Here is a 17,070-nt window from a genome sequence, read left to right on the forward strand (position 1 = left end):
GTGGCGATCCGTGGGTTCGAATCGAGGGAGACACATGCGGTTGGGTAGGCGCGCGCTCACACTGGGCGCGACGGTGGCCGCCGCCGCGGTGCTGGTCTCGTGCTCGCCCGATGACACCTGGGTGTACGCCGACGACTCCGCCGCGTGGCCCGGCATGTACGGCGATTCGCGCAACAACTCCTACGCCGATCGCGACGCCGCGTCGTCGCTGGTACCGGCGTGGAACCGCGACCTCGTCGGACCGAACACCGTGGCGCCCGCGATCTCCAACCGCGGTGTGGTCTCCGTGACCGCCCGCACCGAGACCGGCTGCAGCACCTTCAGCCTCGAGCTCACCGTGGGCCGCAAGACCTACTGCCGCCGCGACGCCCCGGGCGCCGACCTGCAGGCCCCGCTGGTGGACCAGTTCGAGTACACCTACCTCGGCATCCCCGGCTGGCTCTACAGCTTCAACGCCGACAACCAGGTGCGCTGGCGCTACCCCACCGCGGGCGCGCCGCTGTGGATCAAGCTCGCGGGCGACAACACCGTGCTCGCTGTGACCCACCTGGGCCAGATGGTGCTGGTCGACACGCACGACGGCACCGCCGCGGGCGCCGCCATCGGGCTCTTCCCGCAGGTCTCGGCGAACGCCAACGGCGCCGGCATCGAGGACTGCGCGACCAACGGCCCCGGCTGCCCGGTCGCGGGGCCGCCGGCCGTCGACACGCAGGCCGAGCGCGCCTTCGTCGTAGTCGGTGCCGGGAGCGGAGCGGCCGCGCCGGATCAGCGGGGCGGCGGACGCGGACCGTCGAAGGTGATGGCGGTCGACTACGACAAGAACGGCGGCGACCGGCACGACCTGCGGTACGCGTGGGAACGCGCGGACCTGCCCGGCGGGGTCATCGGCTCGCCCGCGCTGTCCACGGACCGCTCCACGCTGTACGTGAACCTGCGCGGCGAGAAGCTGGCCGCGCTGGATGCGAAGACCGGCGAGACCAAATGGACGCACGACCTCGGCTACCAGAGCACGCTGCCGCCGTCGGTCTCACCCGACGGGACGATCATCCCCGCCGCGCCGGGCCTGCACCGCGCCTCGTTCGTCGCGCTCAAGGACGAGGGTTCGAGCGTGCGCGAGGTCTTCAAGCGCACGGACGTCGCGATGATCTCCCCGGTGACGCAGATCCGCGGGGGCATCGGATACGCGGTCGTGCGCTCGTGGGCGGCGGTGCAGTCGCAGCTCATCGAGTTCCGCACGGACACGGGCACCACGCTGCGCACCTTCGACCTGCCCGACTCGGTCACGGCCTCCTCCGGCGTCTCGATCGGTCCCGACGGCGAGCTCGTCACCGTCGGCAACGACGGCACCGTCTTCGCCTTCACCTCCGGGCGCCGCACGGGCGACAGCGTCGCCAAGGACTGACGGCTGCGCCGGCCGGCGGGCCGCGGGCAGTGTTACGCCCGGATGACCCGCGCGGTTACCCGCCCGTCACCGACTCCTCATCGCGCTCCCCCGGTGCGCAGTGCGTTCGTGGACCCCTCCACGATGGTGCGATCCGCCCACCGCTCTGCGAAGGAGCTCAGCCCGATGCCCATCACCGATCGCCGGATCACCCTGCGGTTCCTCGCCGCCCCGACCGACGTCGCAACCCTCGGCGGCGGCGTCCGCGGGGGCCGCATCCTCGAGTGGATCGACAAGGCCGCCTACGCCTGCGCCGCCGCCTGGTCGGGCGGCTACTCCGTGACCGCCTACGTCGGCAACATCGGCTTCGGCCGCGACATCGCCTCGGGCGATGTCGTCGAGGTGCGGGCGACGCTGGTCCACACCGGCCGCAGCAGCATGCACATCCAGTGCGAGGTCGCCTCCGCCGATCCGCGGGTGGGCACCTTCACCGTCGCCAGCACGTGCCTGCTCGTCTTCGTCGCGGTCGACGAGGCCGGCAAGCCGACGCCCGTGCGGCAGTGGCAGCCCGTCCTCGCCGAGGACGTCCGGGCCGCCGCGGAGGCGCGGGCCCGCGCCGACGTGCGGCGCCGGATCGAGGAGGCGATGGCGCGCGTGGACTACGACTTGCCGAGCGAGGCCGCGCGGCGCCGGACCCGCTTCCTCGCCGCGCCCACGGACATCAACTGGGGCGGCAAGGCGCACGGCGGGCGGGTGATGGGCTGGATGGACGACGCCGCCTACCTGTGCGCGGCGGGCTGGAGCGGCGGCGAGGCCGTGACCGTGTACGTCGGCGGCGTGCGCTTCTACCGGCCGGTGCAGATCGGCCAGGTCATCGAGGTCTCGGCGCGGCTGCTGCACACGGGGCGCCAGACCATGCACGTCTCCGTGCACCTGGCGACATGCTGGCCGCACGAGCACGCGCCGCAGCCCGCGGCGCACGCCCTGCACGTGCTGGCGGCCCTCGACGCCGGCGGCGATGCGACGGCCGTGCGGCCGTGGTCGCCGCGGCTGCCGGGCGACGTGGCACTCGATGCGCACGCCCGCGAGCTGATCACGATCCGCGGTCGGCGCGACGCCTCGGCGGCGACCAGGATGGTGGCGATCTGACCGCGTAGACTCGCACCGGTGATGGAGCTCAAGACCCCCGCCGAGATCGCGAAGATGCGCACCACCGGCATCTTCATCGCCGAGTTGCTCGAGGAGCTCACCGGCATGGCCGAGGTCGGGATGAACCTCATGGAGCTCGAGTACCGCGCGCGGACGATGATCGAGGAGCGCGGCGCCGTCTCCTGCTACTGGGACTACGCACCGTCGTTCGGCAGCGGCCCGTTCCGCAACGTCACCTGCCTGTCGGTCAACGACGCCTGCCTGCACGGCCTGCCGCACGAGTACGTCTTCGCCGACGGCGACCTGCTCACGGTGGACATCGCCGTCTCCATCGACGGCTGGGTCGCCGATGCCGCCCGCAGCGTCAGCGTGGGCACCCCGCGGCCGGAGGACACGCGGCTCATCGAGTGCACCCGGGTCGCCCTGGACGCGGCGATCGAGGAGATGCGGCCCGGAAACAAGCTCGGCACCGTCTCGTCCGTCATCGGCGAGACCGCCAAGCGGTACGGCTACCCCGTCAACACGCAGTTCGGCGGGCACGGCCTCGGGCGCACCATGCACGAGGATCCGCACGTCCCGAACACCGGTAAGGCGCGCAAGGGCATGCTGCTGCGCACGGGGACCACCCTCGCGCTGGAGCCGTGGTTCTGCGCCACGACCGATCAGATCACCTTCGATCCGGACGGGTGGACGCTGCGCTCGGCCGACGGCTCGCGCGCGGCGCACAGCGAGCACACCGTCGCGATCACCGAGGACGGACCGCTGATCCTCACCGCCCCGGCATGATCTCCGCGCCGGCTCAGTCCGCCGGCGCGAACGGCGTCTCCTGGTAGACGCAGCGATTGAGCCAGTTGGCGTACAGGAGCTGCCCGTGGCTGCGCCAGCGGCTCAGCGGCACGGCCGCGGGGTCGTCGCCCGGGAAGTAGTGCGCGGGCACCGCCACCTCGAGCCCCTGCCCGCTGTCGCGGCGGTACTCGAGCGCGAGCGTGTCGGCGTCGTACTCGGGATGTCCGGTGACGAAGACCTGGCGGCCGTCGGCGGTGGCCGCGAGGTACATGCCCGCCTCGTCGCTCACCGCGAGCACGTCGACGGCGCCGGTGGCCTCGACGTCGGCGGCGTGGACATCGGTGTGCCGTGAGTGCGGCGCGAGGAACTCGTCGTCGAAACCGGTGAGGATCGGCGAGCGCGTCCCGGTCAGACGGTGTGGGAAGACCCCGGAGATCTTCTGCGATACCTCGTGCTTGCCCACGCCGTAGTGGTGGTAGAGCGCTGCCTGCGCGCCCCAGCACACGTGCATCGTGGACTGCACGTTGGTGCGCGTCCAGTCGAGGATCCTGGTCATCTCCGGCCAGTAGTCGACGTCCTCGAAGGGCAGCCGCTCGATGGGCGCGCCGGTGACGATCATGCCGTCGAAGTGCCGATCGGCCACCTCGTCGAAGGTCGAGTAGAACGATTCGAGATGCTCGGACGGCGTGGTCCGCGAGACGTGGCTGGCCGTGCGCAGCAGTGTGACCTCGACCTGCAGGGGCGTGTTCCCCAGCAGCCGGAGCAGTTGGGTCTCCGTGGCGACCTTCATCGGCATCAGGTTGAGGATGGCGATCTGCAGGGGGCGGATGTCCTGGTGCGCGGCGCGCACGTCGGACATGACGAAGACCTGCTCCGCCTCGAGGACTGCGGCGGCGGGCAGGTCGCGGGGCACGGTGACAGGCATCGTCGTCCAGATTAGTTCAGCGGCGCCCGGAGCACCGCGCGCGGATCCGCCCTGCGCCCTCGGATCCGGCCGGAGAGGACCGGCGCACCGGTCATCGCTGCGCGCCGATCAGCACCGCGGCGGCCTCGCGCGCACCGTCGACCACGCCGTCCGGGCCCAGGATCGCCGCGGTGGTCAGCGCCCCCTCGGTGAGCAGCCCGATCTGCACCGCGACGCGGTCCGGAAGGCCCGCGTCGGCCACCAGCGCCGAGAGCTCGTCCTGGTAGCAGGCCTTGTTGTGCTGCGCGGCGTCGGCGACGGTGGGCGAGGTGGCGCCGAGCTCACCGTAGCTGTTGATGAACGAACAGCCTCGGAAGTCGTTGTCCGCGAACATCTCCTCGAGCCAGTCGAAGACCGCCAGGATCTTCGCCTCGGGGGTGCGGGCCTTGTCGACGTACTTGTGCAGGCCGTCGGTCCAGCGCCGGTCGCGGATCGTCAACACCTGCGCGACGAGGGCGTCCTTCGACGGGAAGAGCTTGTAGATCGCCTTGAGCGAGACGCCGGCCGCGGTGCGGATCTCGTCCATGCCCACGGCCTGGATCCCCTTGCCGTAGAACAGCTTCTCGGCGGCCTCCAGCACGGCTGCGCGCTGCTGCTCGGCATCCATCTTCCACCACCCCTTGACGCGAGAACGATCGTTCCCCTACTGTAGCAGCCAGCCGGAGAACGAACGTTCTCCGCGCAGCCGACCAAGGAGTGGATCATGACCGTTCTCGAGCCCGCAGCCCAGGCCTTCTCCGATGCCACCGCCAACCCGCCGTACCTGTTCGACCTCGGCCCCGTCGAGGGGCGGAAGACGGTCGACGAGGTGCATCCTCAGAGGGCTTCACGTACCCCGAGGTCGACGAGGATTGGGTCACCGTCGCCGGCGGCCCCACCGGCGAGGTGCGCACCCGCATCGTCCGACCGAAGGGTGCCACCGGCGTCCTGCCCGTGATCTTCTACATCCACGGCGCCGGCTGGGTGTTCGGCAACGCCCACACCCACGACCGCCTGGTCCGCGAGTTGGCCGTCGGCACCGGCGCGGCCGTCGTCTTCCCGGAGTACGACCTCTCCCCCGAGGCGCGCTACCCGATCGCGATCGAGCAGAACTACGCGGTCGCACAGTGGGTCGTGAACAACGGCGCGGAGAAGAACCTCGACGGCACCCGGATCGCCGTGTCCGGCGACTCCGTCGGCGGCGACATGGCGGCGGTGCTCGCCCTGCAGGCGAAGGCCCGCGGCGACGTGAAGCTGGCCGCACAGGTCCTGCTCTACCCCGTGGTGGACGCGGACTTCGAGACCGGCTCGTACCACGAGTTCGCCGAGGGCTACTTCCTGCGCCGCGACGCCATGCAGTGGTTCTGGGACCAGTACACGACCGAGGAGGCGCAGCGCACCGAGATCTTCGCCTCGCCGCTGAACGCCACCGTCGAGCAGCTGCGCGACCTGCCTCCCGCCACCGTCATCACCGCGGAGGCGGACGTGCTGCGCGACGGCGGCGAGGCCTACGCCGCCAAGCTCCGCGAGGCCGGCAACGCGGTGACGGCCGTGCGCGTCGGCGGGGTCATCCACGACTTCATGATGCTCAACGCGCTGCGCGAGACCCACGGTGCCCAGGCCGGTTTCGACCTCGCCATCGGCGCCCTGCGCCGCGCCCTGGCCTGAGTCACCGCCGGAAGACCGGCTCCAGCCGCACCAGCGCCTCCTCGATCTCGGGGGTCGCCCCGGCGAAGCTGAGCCGGATGGTGCGATGCCCCCGGGCCGTGTCGAAATCCAGGCCCGGGGTGATCGCCACCCCCGTCTCGTCGAGCACCCGCGCGCACCAGGCGAGCGAATCGTCGGTGAGGTGACCGATGTCGGCGTAGGCGTAGAACGCGCCGTCGGGCGGCGCGACCTCGGTGACCCCGAGCCCGCGCAGCCCGGCGAGCACGATCTCCCGGTTGCGCGCGTAGCCGGCGACGTGCCCGTCGAGTTCCTCGCGCGCCTCGTCGGAGAAGGCGGCGACCGCGGCGTACTGGCTGATCGCGGGCGGACAGATCGTCATGTTGGCGGTGAGCCGCTCGACGGGCCGGCGCAGGTATTCGGGGAGCAGCATCCAGCCCAACCGCCAGCCGGTCATGGCGAAGTACTTCGACACCGAGCCCATCACGACCTGCTCGCGCGAGGACTCCCAGGCGCATGCGGTGGGCCGCCCGTAGCTCACGCCGTGATAGATCTCATCGGAGATGAGCAGGGTCCCGTGCGCCTCGCACCAGCGCGCGAGATCCGCCAGTTCCGTCGGGGCGAGGATCGTGCCGGTGGGGTTCGCCGGGCTCGCGACGATGAGCCCCTTCGGCGGTGTCTCGAGCGCTTCCAGCATCGCGACGGTCGGCTGGTACCGGGTCTCGGCGCCGCAGTCGAGCTCGATGACGGTGCAGCCCAACGCCGTGAGCGTGTTGCGGTAGGCGGGGTACCCGGGACGCGCCATGACCACGGTGTCGCCGGCGTCGAACGCCGCGAGGAAGACCAGGGTGAACGCGCCCGAGGAGCCGGTGGTCACCGCGACGGCCTCGGGCGCGACGTCCAGCCCGTACGCGCGGCCGTAGTGCGCGGCGATGCTCTCCCGCAGCGGCGCGATCCCCATCGACTCGGTGTAGCCCAGGGGGCCGGCGTCCAGCGCGGCGCGGGCGGCGGCGAGCACCGGCTTCGGCGCCCCGGCGCTGGGCTGGCCGGCGGCCAGCGAGATCACGTCGCCGTGGGTCTCCCGGCGCCGTGCTGCCGCGGCCAGCACGTCCATGACGTGGAACATCTCGACATCGGAGCGGAGCGATTCCTGCATGCCGTCCATCGTTTCACGCCCGCCCCGTTCCGAAACCGGGCCTTTTTTCGTTCAGGATCGACATGGCGCATCCTGACGCGAAACGGGGCGGTTTCGATACGGGCTCAGCGGGTAGGGCGGGTCAGGAACGCCGTGACCTCGCGACCGATCCGCGTGATCACCACGGTCATCTGCTGCGAGCCCTCCAGTTTCAGCTTCCGCCGCAGCACGTCGGGATCGACGCCGGCGCCGCGGGTGAGGATCTCGAGTGTCCCGACGTCGCGCCGCCGCAGCTCGGCCCGCAGCGACTTCTCCGAGAACTTCCCGGCGTCGAGGATCTCGAAGCCGCGCTCCCCCGCGGGAACGGCGTCGCCGGTGAGGTAGGCGATGTGCGGGTCGAGCTGCCAGAGCCCGTGCCGCGCCGCGTAGTGCCGCACCAGCCCGGCGCGGATGACGGCGCCGTCGGGCTCGATCAGGTACTTGCCGGCCGGCTCCGGGTCCACGTCGTGCGGGTCGGTCGAGAACACCTCGTACCCACCGGAACCCGAGCCGCGCAGCACGGTCGCGCGGGTGAGCCCCGGCACCGCCACGGGGCCCGACCACAGGCAGGCCTCGCGGACGCCGCCGTCGAGGGAGACGATCTCCACCTCCCCGTCGAAGCCCTGACGGCGCAGCCGGTCGTAGTCGATCCCGGGTGCGGTCTTGACCGCCAGCGACCGCCCGGCGTACGCACCGCGCAGGGCCGAGAGCGCCGGGGACATCTGTTCGGGATCGACGATCCGCCGGCCGCCGGCCCGGCGCGCGGGATCGGCGATCACCACGTCGGCCGTGGTGGTGGGCGTGAGGGCGTCCGCGACGTAGACCAGTGCACGGGGCACGTTGTGCGCGGCCATCCGCGCGCGGACCGGGTCCAGATCACTGCCGACGACGCGCGGACACACCTGCACCAGTGCCCGCAGTTCCGCGCCGATCGAGCAGGTCACATCATGCACCGAGAGCCATGCCAGACGGCGCGCACGGTGCTCCGCGACGGCAGCGGGGGTGGCCTGCTGCACCGCCTCGTCGGTGAGCAGCCAGCCGTCGACGTCGCCGAGCTTGTCGGCCGCACGCCGACGGGCGCGGACCTGCTCGATGACCGCCGGGGCGTGCGCCCCGGCGATACCGCGCACCGTCACCACGTCGGCGACGAGCGAGTGGTCGGTCAACGCCAGACGATCCGCCGCGGTCACGGCGGCGGCGCCGTCGACCGTGCGGAGATAGGCGAGATCGGCCCCGTCCAACCCGGCGCGCCCCCGGCTACTCGGGCTTGGTGCCCGTGATGGCGAGGTTGTAGAAGAACTTGCGCGGCACGACGCGGCGCATCACGGCCTCGTCGAGCGCGGAGAGCTTCTTCCAGCCGCCGAAGGCGAACCCGGCCCAGCCGAAACCGAGCTTCTCGGGCGGCACGGCGGCCTCGAAGGTGCGCACCGGCCAGCCGAGGAAGGCGGCGGTGAACTCGTCGGTGGTGGCCTGCACGTCGACGGCGCCGGCGCGGGCGGCCATGGCCTCCATCGCATCCGGGTCGAAGGTGTGGATGTCCACGACGGCCTCGAGCGCCGCGGCGCGGGAGGACTCGTCGAGCTCGGCCTGCGGGCGACGCCAGTCCGCGAGGAAGGGCAACTTCGTGGCGTTGGTGGTGATGCCCCAGGTGATCCGGCCCAGCCAGCGAGCGTAGAAGTCGCCGATGGTGGTGGGCTCGCCCGCGAAGACGAACCGGCCGCCCGGCTTGAGCACGCGCAGGACCTCGCGCAGCGACTGCTCCACATCGGGGATGTGGTGCAGCACCGCGTGGCCGACCACGAGGTCGAAGGTGTCGTCCTCGTAGGGGATGGTCTCTGCGTCGGCGACGCGGCCGTCGACCGTGTGGCCGAGGCCCTCCGCGTTGCGCAGCGCGACCTTGACCATGCCCGGCGAGAGGTCGGTGACCGAGCCGGTCTCCGCGACGCCCGCCGACATGAGGTTGAGCAGGAAGAAGCCGGTGCCGCAGCCCAGCTCCAGGGCGCGGCCGTAGGGCTTCTCGTTCTCCCCGCCGGTGGCGGCCTCGAAGCGGTCGCGGGCGTAGTCGATGCACCGCTCGTCGAAGCTGATGTGCCACTTCTCGTCGTACGTCTCGGCTTCCCAGTCGTGGTAGAGCACCTGGGCGAGCTTCGTATCGGCGAATGCGGCCTCAACCTCGTCCGCCGTGGCGTGCGGGTTGGGGGCCGGCTGCTGGTCGGTCATGAAGGCCTTTCGGAAAGATTGTTCCCGTCAGGTTACCGCCCGGTCAGATCACCGCCAACCCGCGGGAAGAGAACAGGTTCCTCCGCCACGGCGGCGGCACTCACTTGCCGATGAACTTCGCCTTGCCCGGGCCGTTCTCGATGAACGAGGTCATGCCGATGGTGCGGTCCTCGGTGGCGAACAGCCCGGCGAACAGGTGCCGCTCGATGGCGAGGCCCGTGTTCAGGTCGGTGTCCAGGCCCTGGTCGATGGCCTGCTTCGCAGCGCGCAGCGCCTGCGAGGCGGCGCCGGAGAACTGCTTGGCCCAGGCGAGCGCGGCGTTGTAGACCTCGTCGGGGGCGACGACCTCGTCGACGAGACCGATCTGGAGGGCCTCCTCGGCGCCGACGAAGCGGCCGGTGAACACCATGTCCTTGGCCTTCGCGGGGCCCACCAGGCGGGCCAGGCGCTGCGTGCCGCCGCCACCGGGGATCACGCCGAGCAGGATCTCCGGCACGCCCACCTTGGCGTTGTCGCCGACGATGCGGCGGTCGGCCCCGAGCGCGACCTCGAGGCCGCCGCCGAGCGCGTAACCGGTGATCGCGGCGACGGTGGGCTTGGTGATCGCGGCGATCGCCGACAGGCCCTCCTGGAGCAGCGCGATGGCCTCGCTCATGTCGGTGTAGCCCATCGCCTGCATCTCCTTGATGTCGGCGCCGGCCGCGAAGACCTTCGGGCCGCCGTAGACGACGACGGCCTTGATGTCGTCGCGACGGTTGACCTCGGCGGCGAGCTGCACCAGCTCGGCCTGCACCTGCGAGTTGATCGCGTTCATCGGCGGGCGATTGAGGCGGATGGTGCCGATGCCGGGGTGCTCGTCGGAGGTCTCGAGGGTCACGAATTCAGTCATGACCCCAGAGGCTACCGGGTGCTGGAAAATTTAGTTGGACGTCCACGTAAATACGCGGGCGGTCCGTCAGTAGATGGTGGCCCCGGCCGCGTACTCGGCCCAGCCCGGGAACCGTCGTTCCTCGCGCGTCATCCCGTCGACGATGGCGACGGGCGTCAGGTCCGCCGCCTCCGCGGCCCAGCCCAGCACGTCCTCCACCGTCTCGAAGGGCAGCAGCTGGAACAGCTGCGAGTACGTGGGCGCCATCAGCTTGTTGCGACCCGCGAGCCACGCGTCGATCACCGCCTGCGGGCGCTGCCAGCCCGCCGCGACGGCCTCGGTGGTCACACACTCCGCCTCCTGCCCCGCCGGCAGCGGGGCGAGGTAGAACATCGTGTCGTAGCGGCGCGGCCGGCCGGGCGGGGTCACCCACCGCGAGAGCGGCACCAGATCGTCCGGGTCCACCCGCACCCCGCACTCCTCGTGGGTCTCCCGGGCCGCGGTGATCCGCAGGTCGTCGCCGTCCTCGGGCTCCACCCCGCCACCGGGGAAGACGGTGACGTCGGGCGCGAACTCCATCCCGCTCGCCCGGGTCTGCACGAAGACCTCCAGGCCCGCGGCCGTCGTCCGCAGCAGCAGGACGGTGGCCGCCGGGCGGATCGGCACGTCCGGCAGGTCCCTCGGGTGATCCGCGCCCTCCGCGCGGGCCGCGTCGTCGCCGCTCATGCCTGCAACCTCCTCCGGCCGGGGCGCGACGCCCTGCGGGCGAAGAACCGGCCGTCCACCTCGTCGAGCAGGATGCGCTGGCTGAAGGTCTCCGAGAGCACCTCCGCCGTGAGCACGTCGCCGATCAGGCCCTGCGCGACGACGCCGCCCTCCTTGAGCATGAGCGCGTGCGTGAAGCCCGGCGGCACCTCCTCGACGTGATGGGTCACCAGCACGGTGGCGGGCGCATCGGGATCGTGCGCGAGGGTGTCGAGGCGGGCGACCAGCTCCTCGCGGCCGCCGAGGTCCAGCCCCGCGGCGGGCTCGTCGAGCAGCATGAGCTCCGGGTCGGTCATGAGCGCGCGGGCGATGAGCACCCGCTTGCGCTCGCCCTCGGAGAGGGTGCCGAAGCGACGGTTCGCCAGGTGCTCGGCGCCCATCGACTCGAGCACGTCGACGGCGCGGCCGATGTCCATCTCGTCGTAGCGCTCGCGCCAGCGGCCGAGCACGGCGTACCCGGCGGAGACCACGAGATCGGTCACCAACTCGTCGTCGGGCACCCGCGAGGCGAGCGCCGCCGAGCACACACCGATCCGGGCGGTGAGGTCCTGCACCACCGTCTTCCCGAGCACCTCACCGAGGATGTGCGCGGTACCCGCACTCGGGAAGTCCTGCGCCGAGGCGAGCCGCATGAGCGAGGTCTTGCCCGCGCCGTTGGGGCCGATCACGACCCACCGCTCGTCGAGTTCGACCCGCCAATCGATGGGGCCGACCAGGTTCCGGCCATCGCGCCGCAGGCTCACGCCGCGGAAGTCGATCAGCAGATCCTGGTCGGGTTCGTCGGGGAGGGCGGCGGAGGCGGCGGGATCGGACACATCACCATCCTGCCGCACGGGAGCGGCCGCGGTTGGCAGGATGGTCCCCGTGTCCACAGACCACCGCTCCCCCGCCCCCGGCGCCGCCCACCCCCTCGGCGCCGTCCCCCAGCCCGGCGGCGTGAACTTCGCCGTGCACGCGCCCCGCGCGACCGACGTCTGGGTCTGCCTGATCGAGACCGACGAGTCCGGTACGCGGCACGAGCAACGCGTGCGGCTGCCCGCGCAGACCGCCGGCGTGCACCACGGCTTCGTCGCCGGGATCGGCGAGGGCACCCGATACTGCCTGCGCGCCGCCGGCCCGTGGGACCCCGGCAACGGCCTGCGCTTCAACGAGCACAAGGCCCTCATCGACCCCTACGCCCGCCGTATCGAGGGCGACCTCGGCGACGGTGCCGCCCTGCTGCCCTACGACGAGGACGGTGGACCGTCGCAGACGGATTCGCTCGCCGACATCCCGCTCGCCGTGGTCACCGCAGCCCCGCCCGCGCCCGAGCCCGGCCCGGGTGTGCCCTGGGAGCGGACGGTGATCTGCGAGGTGCACGTCGGCTCGTACACCGCGCGGCACCCGGACGTCCCGGAGGAGCTGCGCGGCACCTACCTGGGCCTGGCCCAGCCGGCGGTGATCGAGCACCTGCGCCGCATCGGCGTCACCGCGGTCGAGTTGTTGCCCGTGCAGGCGTGCCTCACCGAGCCCGGGGTCCGCGACCGCGGCATGCGCAACCACTGGGGCTATTCGACGGGGGCCTACTTCGCACCCGACCCGCGGTACGCCGCGCGGCCCGGCCACGAGGTGGAGGAGTTCGCCGAGCTGGTCTCGGCGCTGCACGCCGCCGGGCTCGAGGTGCTGATGGACGTGGTCTACAACCACACCGCCGAGGAATCGGTGGCCGGTCCGTCGCTGTCCTGGCGCGGCCTCGACGCCCCCGGCTACTACCTGCTCGAGGACGGCGACGACCTCGACTACACCGGCTGCGGCAACACGGTCGACTGCGCCTCGCCGCCGACCGTGCGGATGGTGCTCGACAGCCTGCGGTACTTCGCCGGCGAGCTCGGCGTCGACGGCTTCCGGTTCGACCTGGCGAGCGTCCTCGGCCGCGGCCGCACGGGGGCGGGGCCGCAGGGCCCGGTGATCCCGTTCGACCACCGCGCGGCGCTGCTGACCGCGATCGCCGCGGACCCCGTGCTGTCCACCCGCAAGCTCATCGCCGAGCCCTGGGACGCCACCGCCGAGGGCTACCGGGTGGGCGGCTTCCCGCCCGTCTGGGCCGAGTGGAACGACCGCTACCGGGACACGGTGCGCGACTTCTTCGCGGGCGGTGCGACGGTCGGCGCACTGGCCTCCCGGGTCTCGGGCAGCCAGGACCTGTTCGGCGCGCAGGGCCGCACGCCCTTCTCGTCGATCAACTTCGTCACGGCCCACGACGGTTTCACGGCCCGCGACCTGGTGAGCTACGAGCGCAAGCACAACGAGGCCAACGGCGAGAACAACCGGGACGGCACCGACAACAACCACTCGGTGAACCACGGGTTCGAGGGCGGCACGACGGATCCCGCGATCCTCGCGGCACGCGCGGCCCACGTGCGGGCCCTGCTGGCCACGCTGCTGCTCTCCACGGGCACGCCCATGCTGCTCGGCGGCGACGAGCTGGGGCACACCCAGTTCGGCAACAACAACGCCTACTGCGTGCCGGAGGGAACGCCCGCCGCCGACGCCTTCGCGGTGGACTGGGCCGCCGCCGACGCGGACCTGACCGCGTTCGTCGCGCGCGTCGCGGCGGTGCGCCGGGCGGCGCCGGTGCTGCGCCAGCACGAGTTCTTCGACGGCCGCGCCACCAAGGACGGCGAGCCCGACCTCGCCTGGTTCGGCGCCGACGGTGCCGAGATGTCCGGCGAGGCGTGGCAGTCGCCGCAGGTGCGCACGCTGCAGGCCTGGGTCGACGGTTCCGACGTCCGCGCGCCCGGCCGCGACGGCGCGGCACCGGAGAAGGACGCGCTCATCGTCTGGCACGCCGGCGGCGAGGCGGTCGTCGTCCTCGGCGGCCCGGCGTCGTGCACGCACGACTGGGAGCTGATCATCGACACCACCGCCCCCACGGGCGAGCCGTCGGGGCGGACGGTGTACCCGTCGCGCGCCGAGGTCACCGTCTCCGGTCCGACGGTGCTGGCCTTCCAGCAGGTCTGAGACGCTCAGTACTCGATCGGGACGCGCCGGACCTGCCCGTCGACGGCGTCCGCCGCCTCGATCTCGTCGCGCGTCACGCCGAGCACGAACAGCACCGCGTCGAGGTACGGGTGCGAGAGGGCCGCGTCGGCGACCTCCCGCAGGGCGGGCTTGGCGTTGAAGGCCACGCCCAGGCCGGCGGCGGAGAGCATGTCGATGTCGTTGGCGCCGTCGCCCACGGCCACGGTCTCCTCGACCGGCACGCCGAAGGTCGCGGCGAACTCCTGCAGCGCGCGGGCCTTGCCGGGCCGGTCGACCACCTCACCGACGACGCGACCGGTCAGCACACCGTCGACCACCTCGAGGGTGTTGGCGCGGACGAAGTCGAGCTCGAGGTCGCGCGCGAGCGGCTCGATGACGGCGGTGAAGCCGCCCGAGACGACGCCGCAGCGGTAGCCGAGGCGCTTGAGCGTGCGGATGGTGGTGCGCGCGCCGGGCGTCAGCTGCAGGCCCGCGGCCACGTCGTCGATGACGGACGCGGGCAGGCCCGCGAGGTTGCGCACGCGGGCGTGCAGGGACTGCTCGAAGTCGAGCTCGCCGCGCATCGCGGCCTCGGTGACGGCCGCGACCTCGGCCTCCTTACCGGCGCGGGCGGCGAGCATCTCGATCACCTCGCCCTGTACCAGGGTGGAGTCGACGTCGAAGCAGATCAGCCGCTTGGAGCGGCGGGCGATGCCGGCGCGCGAGGTCGCGATGTCGACGCCCTGCTCCTTGGCGACGATGGACAGCCCCGCGCGGACCGCGGCCTCGTCGGCACCGTCGGGCACCGTGACCATCAGCTCGAGCGCGGTCACGGGGTAGTCGGCGAGCCCGGCGATCGACTCGATGTTGACGTCGCGGGCGGCGAGCCCGGTGGCGAGCGCCGAGAGGGCGCGAGCGCTCACGGGCGCGCCCAGCAGGACGACCGCGTGCGTGGGCACGGCGGGGCGCGCCGGCTGCTCGGCGGTGATCTCCACCGCGACGTCCATCCCGACGGTGGCCATCGCCTGCTCGACGAGCTCCTGCACGTGTTCGGGGTCGCCGTGCACGGACGCCAGGACACCGAGCGTCAGCCGACCCCGGATGACGGTCTGCTCCACATCGAGGACGCTGACCTCTCCGCGGGCCAGCACGCCGAACAGAACCGAGCTGACGCCGGGCTTGTCGCCGCCGGTCACGGTGATGAGGATCGTGGGGTCCGAGGTCGCATCGTGCACGGGGGAAATCGTAGTCGCCGCCTGCGGGAACGCCGAACGGCGCCTCCCACGGGGGAGAGACGCCGTTCGGTTCGGGTCACGAGCGGGGCGTTACACCTTCGCGTCGCCACGCTCCTGCGAGTGCTTGTCACCCACACCCGGGCCCGAGTGGGCCTCGGTGCGCATGCGCTCGACCATGTGCGGGTAGTGCAGCTCGAACGCGGGGCGCTCGGAGCGGATGCGCGGCAGCTCGGTGAAGTTGTGCCGCGGGGGCGGGCAGCTGGTGGCCCACTCGAGGCTGTTGCCGAAGCCCCACGGGTCGTCGACGGTGACGACCTCGCCGTAGCGGTAGCTCTTGAAGACGTTCCACACGAAGGGCAGCGTCGAGGCGCCCAGGATGAACGCGCCGACCGTCGAGATCTGGTTCAGCGTGGTGAAGCCGTCCGTGTCGAGGTAGTCGGCGTAACGACGCGGCATGCCCTCGGCGCCGACCCAGTGCTGCACGAGGAAGGTCATGTGGAAGCCGATGAAGGTGAGCCAGAAGTGCCAGCGGCCCAGGCCCTCGTCGAGCATGCGGCCCGTCATCTTCGGGAACCAGAAGTAGATTCCCGCGTAGGTGGCGAACACGATGGTGCCGAAGAGCACGTAGTGGAAGTGCGCGACCACGAAGTAGGTGTCGGACACCGCGAAGTCGAGCGGCGGCGACGCCAGGAGCACACCGGTCAGGCCACCGAAGAGGAAGGTCACGATGAAGCCGATCGAGAACAGCATCGGCGACTCGAACGTTATGTGACCTCTCCACATGGTGAGGATCCAGTTGAAGAACTTCACGCCCGTGGGCACCGCGATGAGGAAGGTCATGAAGCTGAAGAAGGGCAGCAGCACCGCGCCGGTGGCGTACATGTGGTGCGCCCACACCGCGACGGAGAGCGCCGCGATGGCCAGCGTGGCCAGGACCAGGCCGCTGTAGCCGAAGATCGGCTTGCGGCTGAACACGGGGAAGATCTCGGAGACGATGCCGAAGAAGGGCAGCGCGATGATGTAGACCTCGGGGTGGCCGAAGAACCAGAACAGGTGCTGCCACAGGATGACGCCGCCGTTGGCGGGGTCGTAGATGTGGGCGCCGAACTGGCGATCGACCTCGAGGCCCATCAGAGCGGCGGTCAGCAGCGGGAAGGCCAGCAGGATCAGCAGCGAGGTCACCAGGATGTTCCAGGTGAAGATCGGCATGCGGAACATCGTCATGCCGGGTGCGCGCATGCAGACCACGGTGGTGACCATGTTGACGGCGCCGAGGATGGTGCCGAGACCACCCACGCCGAGACCCATGATCCACAGGTCGGCGCCGGGGCCGGGCGAGTACAGCGCGTCCGTCAGCGGGGTGTACGCGGTCCAACCGAAGTCGGCGGCACCACCGGGGGTGATGAAGCCGGCGATGACCATGATGGCGCCGAACACGAACAGCCAGTAGCCGAAGGCGTTCAGTCGCGGGAAGGCGACGTCGGGCGCGCCGATCTGCAGCGGCAGCACGAAGTTGGCGAAGCCGATGACGATCGGCGTCGCGTACAGCAGCAGCATCACGGTGCCGTGCATCGTGAACAGCTGGTTGAACTGCTCCGTGGAGAGGAACTGCAGGCCCGGGTTCGCCAGCTCGGCGCGCATGAGCAGCGCCATCAGACCACCGATGAGGAAGAACGCGAAGCACGTGACGATGTACATGATGCCCAGCGTCTTGTGATCGGTCGTCGTCACCAGCTTGTAGATGAACGACCCCTTGGGCCCGGTCCGCTGCGGGTACGGACGTGCGGCGGTCACCTCGACTGCCGGACGATGCGCTTGCGCGGTCACAAATCCTCCTGCCCTGGGCCTATCGGTACCGCGGCTGTCGGTACCGGCTTGCGGCCT

Annotated in this window: 15 protein-coding genes; 5 read left to right on the plus strand and 10 right to left on the minus strand. The window is 71.5% G+C overall.

Annotation, left to right across the window (positions count from 1 at the left end):
- The first annotated feature begins 34 nt into the window (after positions 1–34).
- From BLQ62_RS16560 to map, 3 genes are all read left to right on the plus strand, one after another.
- A complete protein-coding gene (locus BLQ62_RS16560) occupies positions 35–1,402 on the plus strand; it encodes an outer membrane protein assembly factor BamB family protein (RefSeq protein WP_068567852.1) in 1,368 nt (455 codons plus the stop codon).
- Between the two features lie 165 nt (positions 1,403–1,567).
- Positions 1,568–2,530 (plus strand): acyl-CoA thioesterase, encoded by a 963-nt coding sequence (locus BLQ62_RS16565; protein ID WP_068530502.1) that lies wholly within the window; start codon positions 1,568–1,570, stop codon positions 2,528–2,530.
- An 18-nt stretch (positions 2,531–2,548) separates the two neighbouring features.
- Positions 2,549–3,316 carry a type I methionyl aminopeptidase gene (gene map / locus BLQ62_RS16570; RefSeq protein ID WP_068529526.1) on the plus strand — a complete coding sequence of 256 codons (768 nt, stop codon included), beginning with the start codon at positions 2,549–2,551 and terminating at the stop codon, positions 3,314–3,316.
- Positions 3,317–3,329: 13 nt separating this feature from the next.
- Here the strand turns inward: map and metA are convergent, their stop codons facing one another.
- Both metA and BLQ62_RS16580 read right to left on the minus strand, forming a co-directional pair.
- Complete coding sequence (metA, locus tag BLQ62_RS16575; RefSeq protein WP_068567854.1) at positions 3,330–4,241, minus strand: homoserine O-acetyltransferase MetA; 912 nt, start codon at positions 4,239–4,241, stop codon at positions 3,330–3,332.
- 91 nt (positions 4,242–4,332) lie between these two features.
- Positions 4,333–4,887: a TetR/AcrR family transcriptional regulator gene (locus BLQ62_RS16580; RefSeq protein WP_068529520.1), complete on the minus strand. Its 555-nt coding sequence runs from the start codon at positions 4,885–4,887 to the stop codon at positions 4,333–4,335.
- A 278-nt stretch (positions 4,888–5,165) separates the two neighbouring features.
- On the opposite strand from BLQ62_RS16580, the gene BLQ62_RS16585 reads away from it, so the two are divergent.
- Complete coding sequence (locus BLQ62_RS16585; protein WP_170842922.1) at positions 5,166–5,927, plus strand: alpha/beta hydrolase; 762 nt, start codon at positions 5,166–5,168, stop codon at positions 5,925–5,927.
- A 1-nt stretch (position 5,928) separates the two neighbouring features.
- On the opposite strand, the gene BLQ62_RS16590 is transcribed toward BLQ62_RS16585, so the two are convergent.
- From BLQ62_RS16590 to BLQ62_RS16615, 6 genes are all read right to left on the minus strand, one after another.
- Complete coding sequence (locus BLQ62_RS16590; RefSeq protein WP_068567856.1) at positions 5,929–7,089, minus strand: pyridoxal phosphate-dependent aminotransferase; 1,161 nt, start codon at positions 7,087–7,089, stop codon at positions 5,929–5,931.
- Positions 7,090–7,184: 95 nt separating this feature from the next.
- On the minus strand, positions 7,185–8,339 hold the full coding sequence (locus tag BLQ62_RS16595) for a class I SAM-dependent methyltransferase (RefSeq protein ID WP_068529512.1): 1,155 nt from the start codon (positions 8,337–8,339) through the stop codon (positions 7,185–7,187).
- Between the two features lie 16 nt (positions 8,340–8,355).
- A complete protein-coding gene (locus BLQ62_RS16600; RefSeq protein ID WP_068529509.1) occupies positions 8,356–9,318 on the minus strand; it encodes a class I SAM-dependent methyltransferase in 963 nt (320 codons plus the stop codon).
- A gap of 100 nt (positions 9,319–9,418) precedes the next feature.
- On the minus strand, positions 9,419–10,207 hold the full coding sequence (locus tag BLQ62_RS16605) for an enoyl-CoA hydratase/isomerase family protein (protein WP_068529506.1): 789 nt from the start codon (positions 10,205–10,207) through the stop codon (positions 9,419–9,421).
- A 66-nt stretch (positions 10,208–10,273) separates the two neighbouring features.
- Positions 10,274–10,912 carry an NUDIX hydrolase gene (locus BLQ62_RS16610; protein ID WP_068529503.1) on the minus strand — a complete coding sequence of 213 codons (639 nt, stop codon included), beginning with the start codon at positions 10,910–10,912 and terminating at the stop codon, positions 10,274–10,276.
- A complete protein-coding gene (locus BLQ62_RS16615; RefSeq protein ID WP_068567858.1) occupies positions 10,909–11,766 on the minus strand; it encodes an ABC transporter ATP-binding protein in 858 nt (285 codons plus the stop codon). Before BLQ62_RS16615 ends, BLQ62_RS16610 begins: the two co-directional genes overlap by 4 nt.
- A 40-nt stretch (positions 11,767–11,806) precedes the next feature.
- Between BLQ62_RS16615 and glgX the strand changes: the two genes are divergently transcribed.
- A complete protein-coding gene (gene glgX / locus BLQ62_RS16620; RefSeq protein ID WP_068567860.1) occupies positions 11,807–13,951 on the plus strand; it encodes a glycogen debranching protein GlgX in 2,145 nt (714 codons plus the stop codon).
- A 5-nt stretch (positions 13,952–13,956) separates the two neighbouring features.
- On the opposite strand, the gene serB is transcribed toward glgX, so the two are convergent.
- Together serB and ctaD are read right to left on the minus strand one after the other, a co-directional pair.
- Positions 13,957–15,186, minus strand: a complete 1,230-nt coding sequence (serB, locus tag BLQ62_RS16625) for a phosphoserine phosphatase SerB (RefSeq protein WP_115391331.1) — start codon at positions 15,184–15,186, stop codon at positions 13,957–13,959.
- Between the two features lie 90 nt (positions 15,187–15,276).
- Entirely contained in the window at positions 15,277–16,980 is a 1,704-nt protein-coding gene (ctaD, locus tag BLQ62_RS16630) for an aa3-type cytochrome oxidase subunit I (protein WP_115391330.1), read from the minus strand.
- Positions 16,981–17,070: the final 90 nt, after the last annotated feature.

Source organism: Tsukamurella pulmonis (genome assembly GCF_900103175.1).
Lineage (GTDB): Bacteria > Actinomycetota > Actinomycetes > Mycobacteriales > Mycobacteriaceae > Tsukamurella > Tsukamurella pulmonis.

Excerpts from the sequence above, each read along its gene's own strand:
- BLQ62_RS16580 (WP_068529520.1), bottom strand. The coding sequence starts at position 4,887 with ATGGATGCCGAGCAGCAGCGCGCAGCCGTGCTGGAGGCCGCCGAGAAG.
- BLQ62_RS16600 (WP_068529509.1), bottom strand. The coding sequence starts at position 9,318 with ATGACCGACCAGCAGCCGGCCCCCAACCCGCACGCCACGGCGGACGAG.
- BLQ62_RS16590 (WP_068567856.1), bottom strand. The coding sequence starts at position 7,089 with ATGGACGGCATGCAGGAATCGCTCCGCTCCGATGTCGAGATGTTCCAC.
- BLQ62_RS16610 (WP_068529503.1), bottom strand. The coding sequence starts at position 10,912 with ATGAGCGGCGACGACGCGGCCCGCGCGGAGGGCGCGGATCACCCGAGG.
- BLQ62_RS16560 (WP_068567852.1), top strand. The coding sequence starts at position 35 with ATGCGGTTGGGTAGGCGCGCGCTCACACTGGGCGCGACGGTGGCCGCC.
- glgX (WP_068567860.1), top strand. The coding sequence starts at position 11,807 with ATGGTCCCCGTGTCCACAGACCACCGCTCCCCCGCCCCCGGCGCCGCC.
- BLQ62_RS16565 (WP_068530502.1), top strand. The coding sequence starts at position 1,568 with ATGCCCATCACCGATCGCCGGATCACCCTGCGGTTCCTCGCCGCCCCG.
- BLQ62_RS16605 (WP_068529506.1), bottom strand. The coding sequence starts at position 10,207 with ATGACTGAATTCGTGACCCTCGAGACCTCCGACGAGCACCCCGGCATC.
- metA (WP_068567854.1), bottom strand. The coding sequence starts at position 4,241 with ATGCCTGTCACCGTGCCCCGCGACCTGCCCGCCGCCGCAGTCCTCGAG.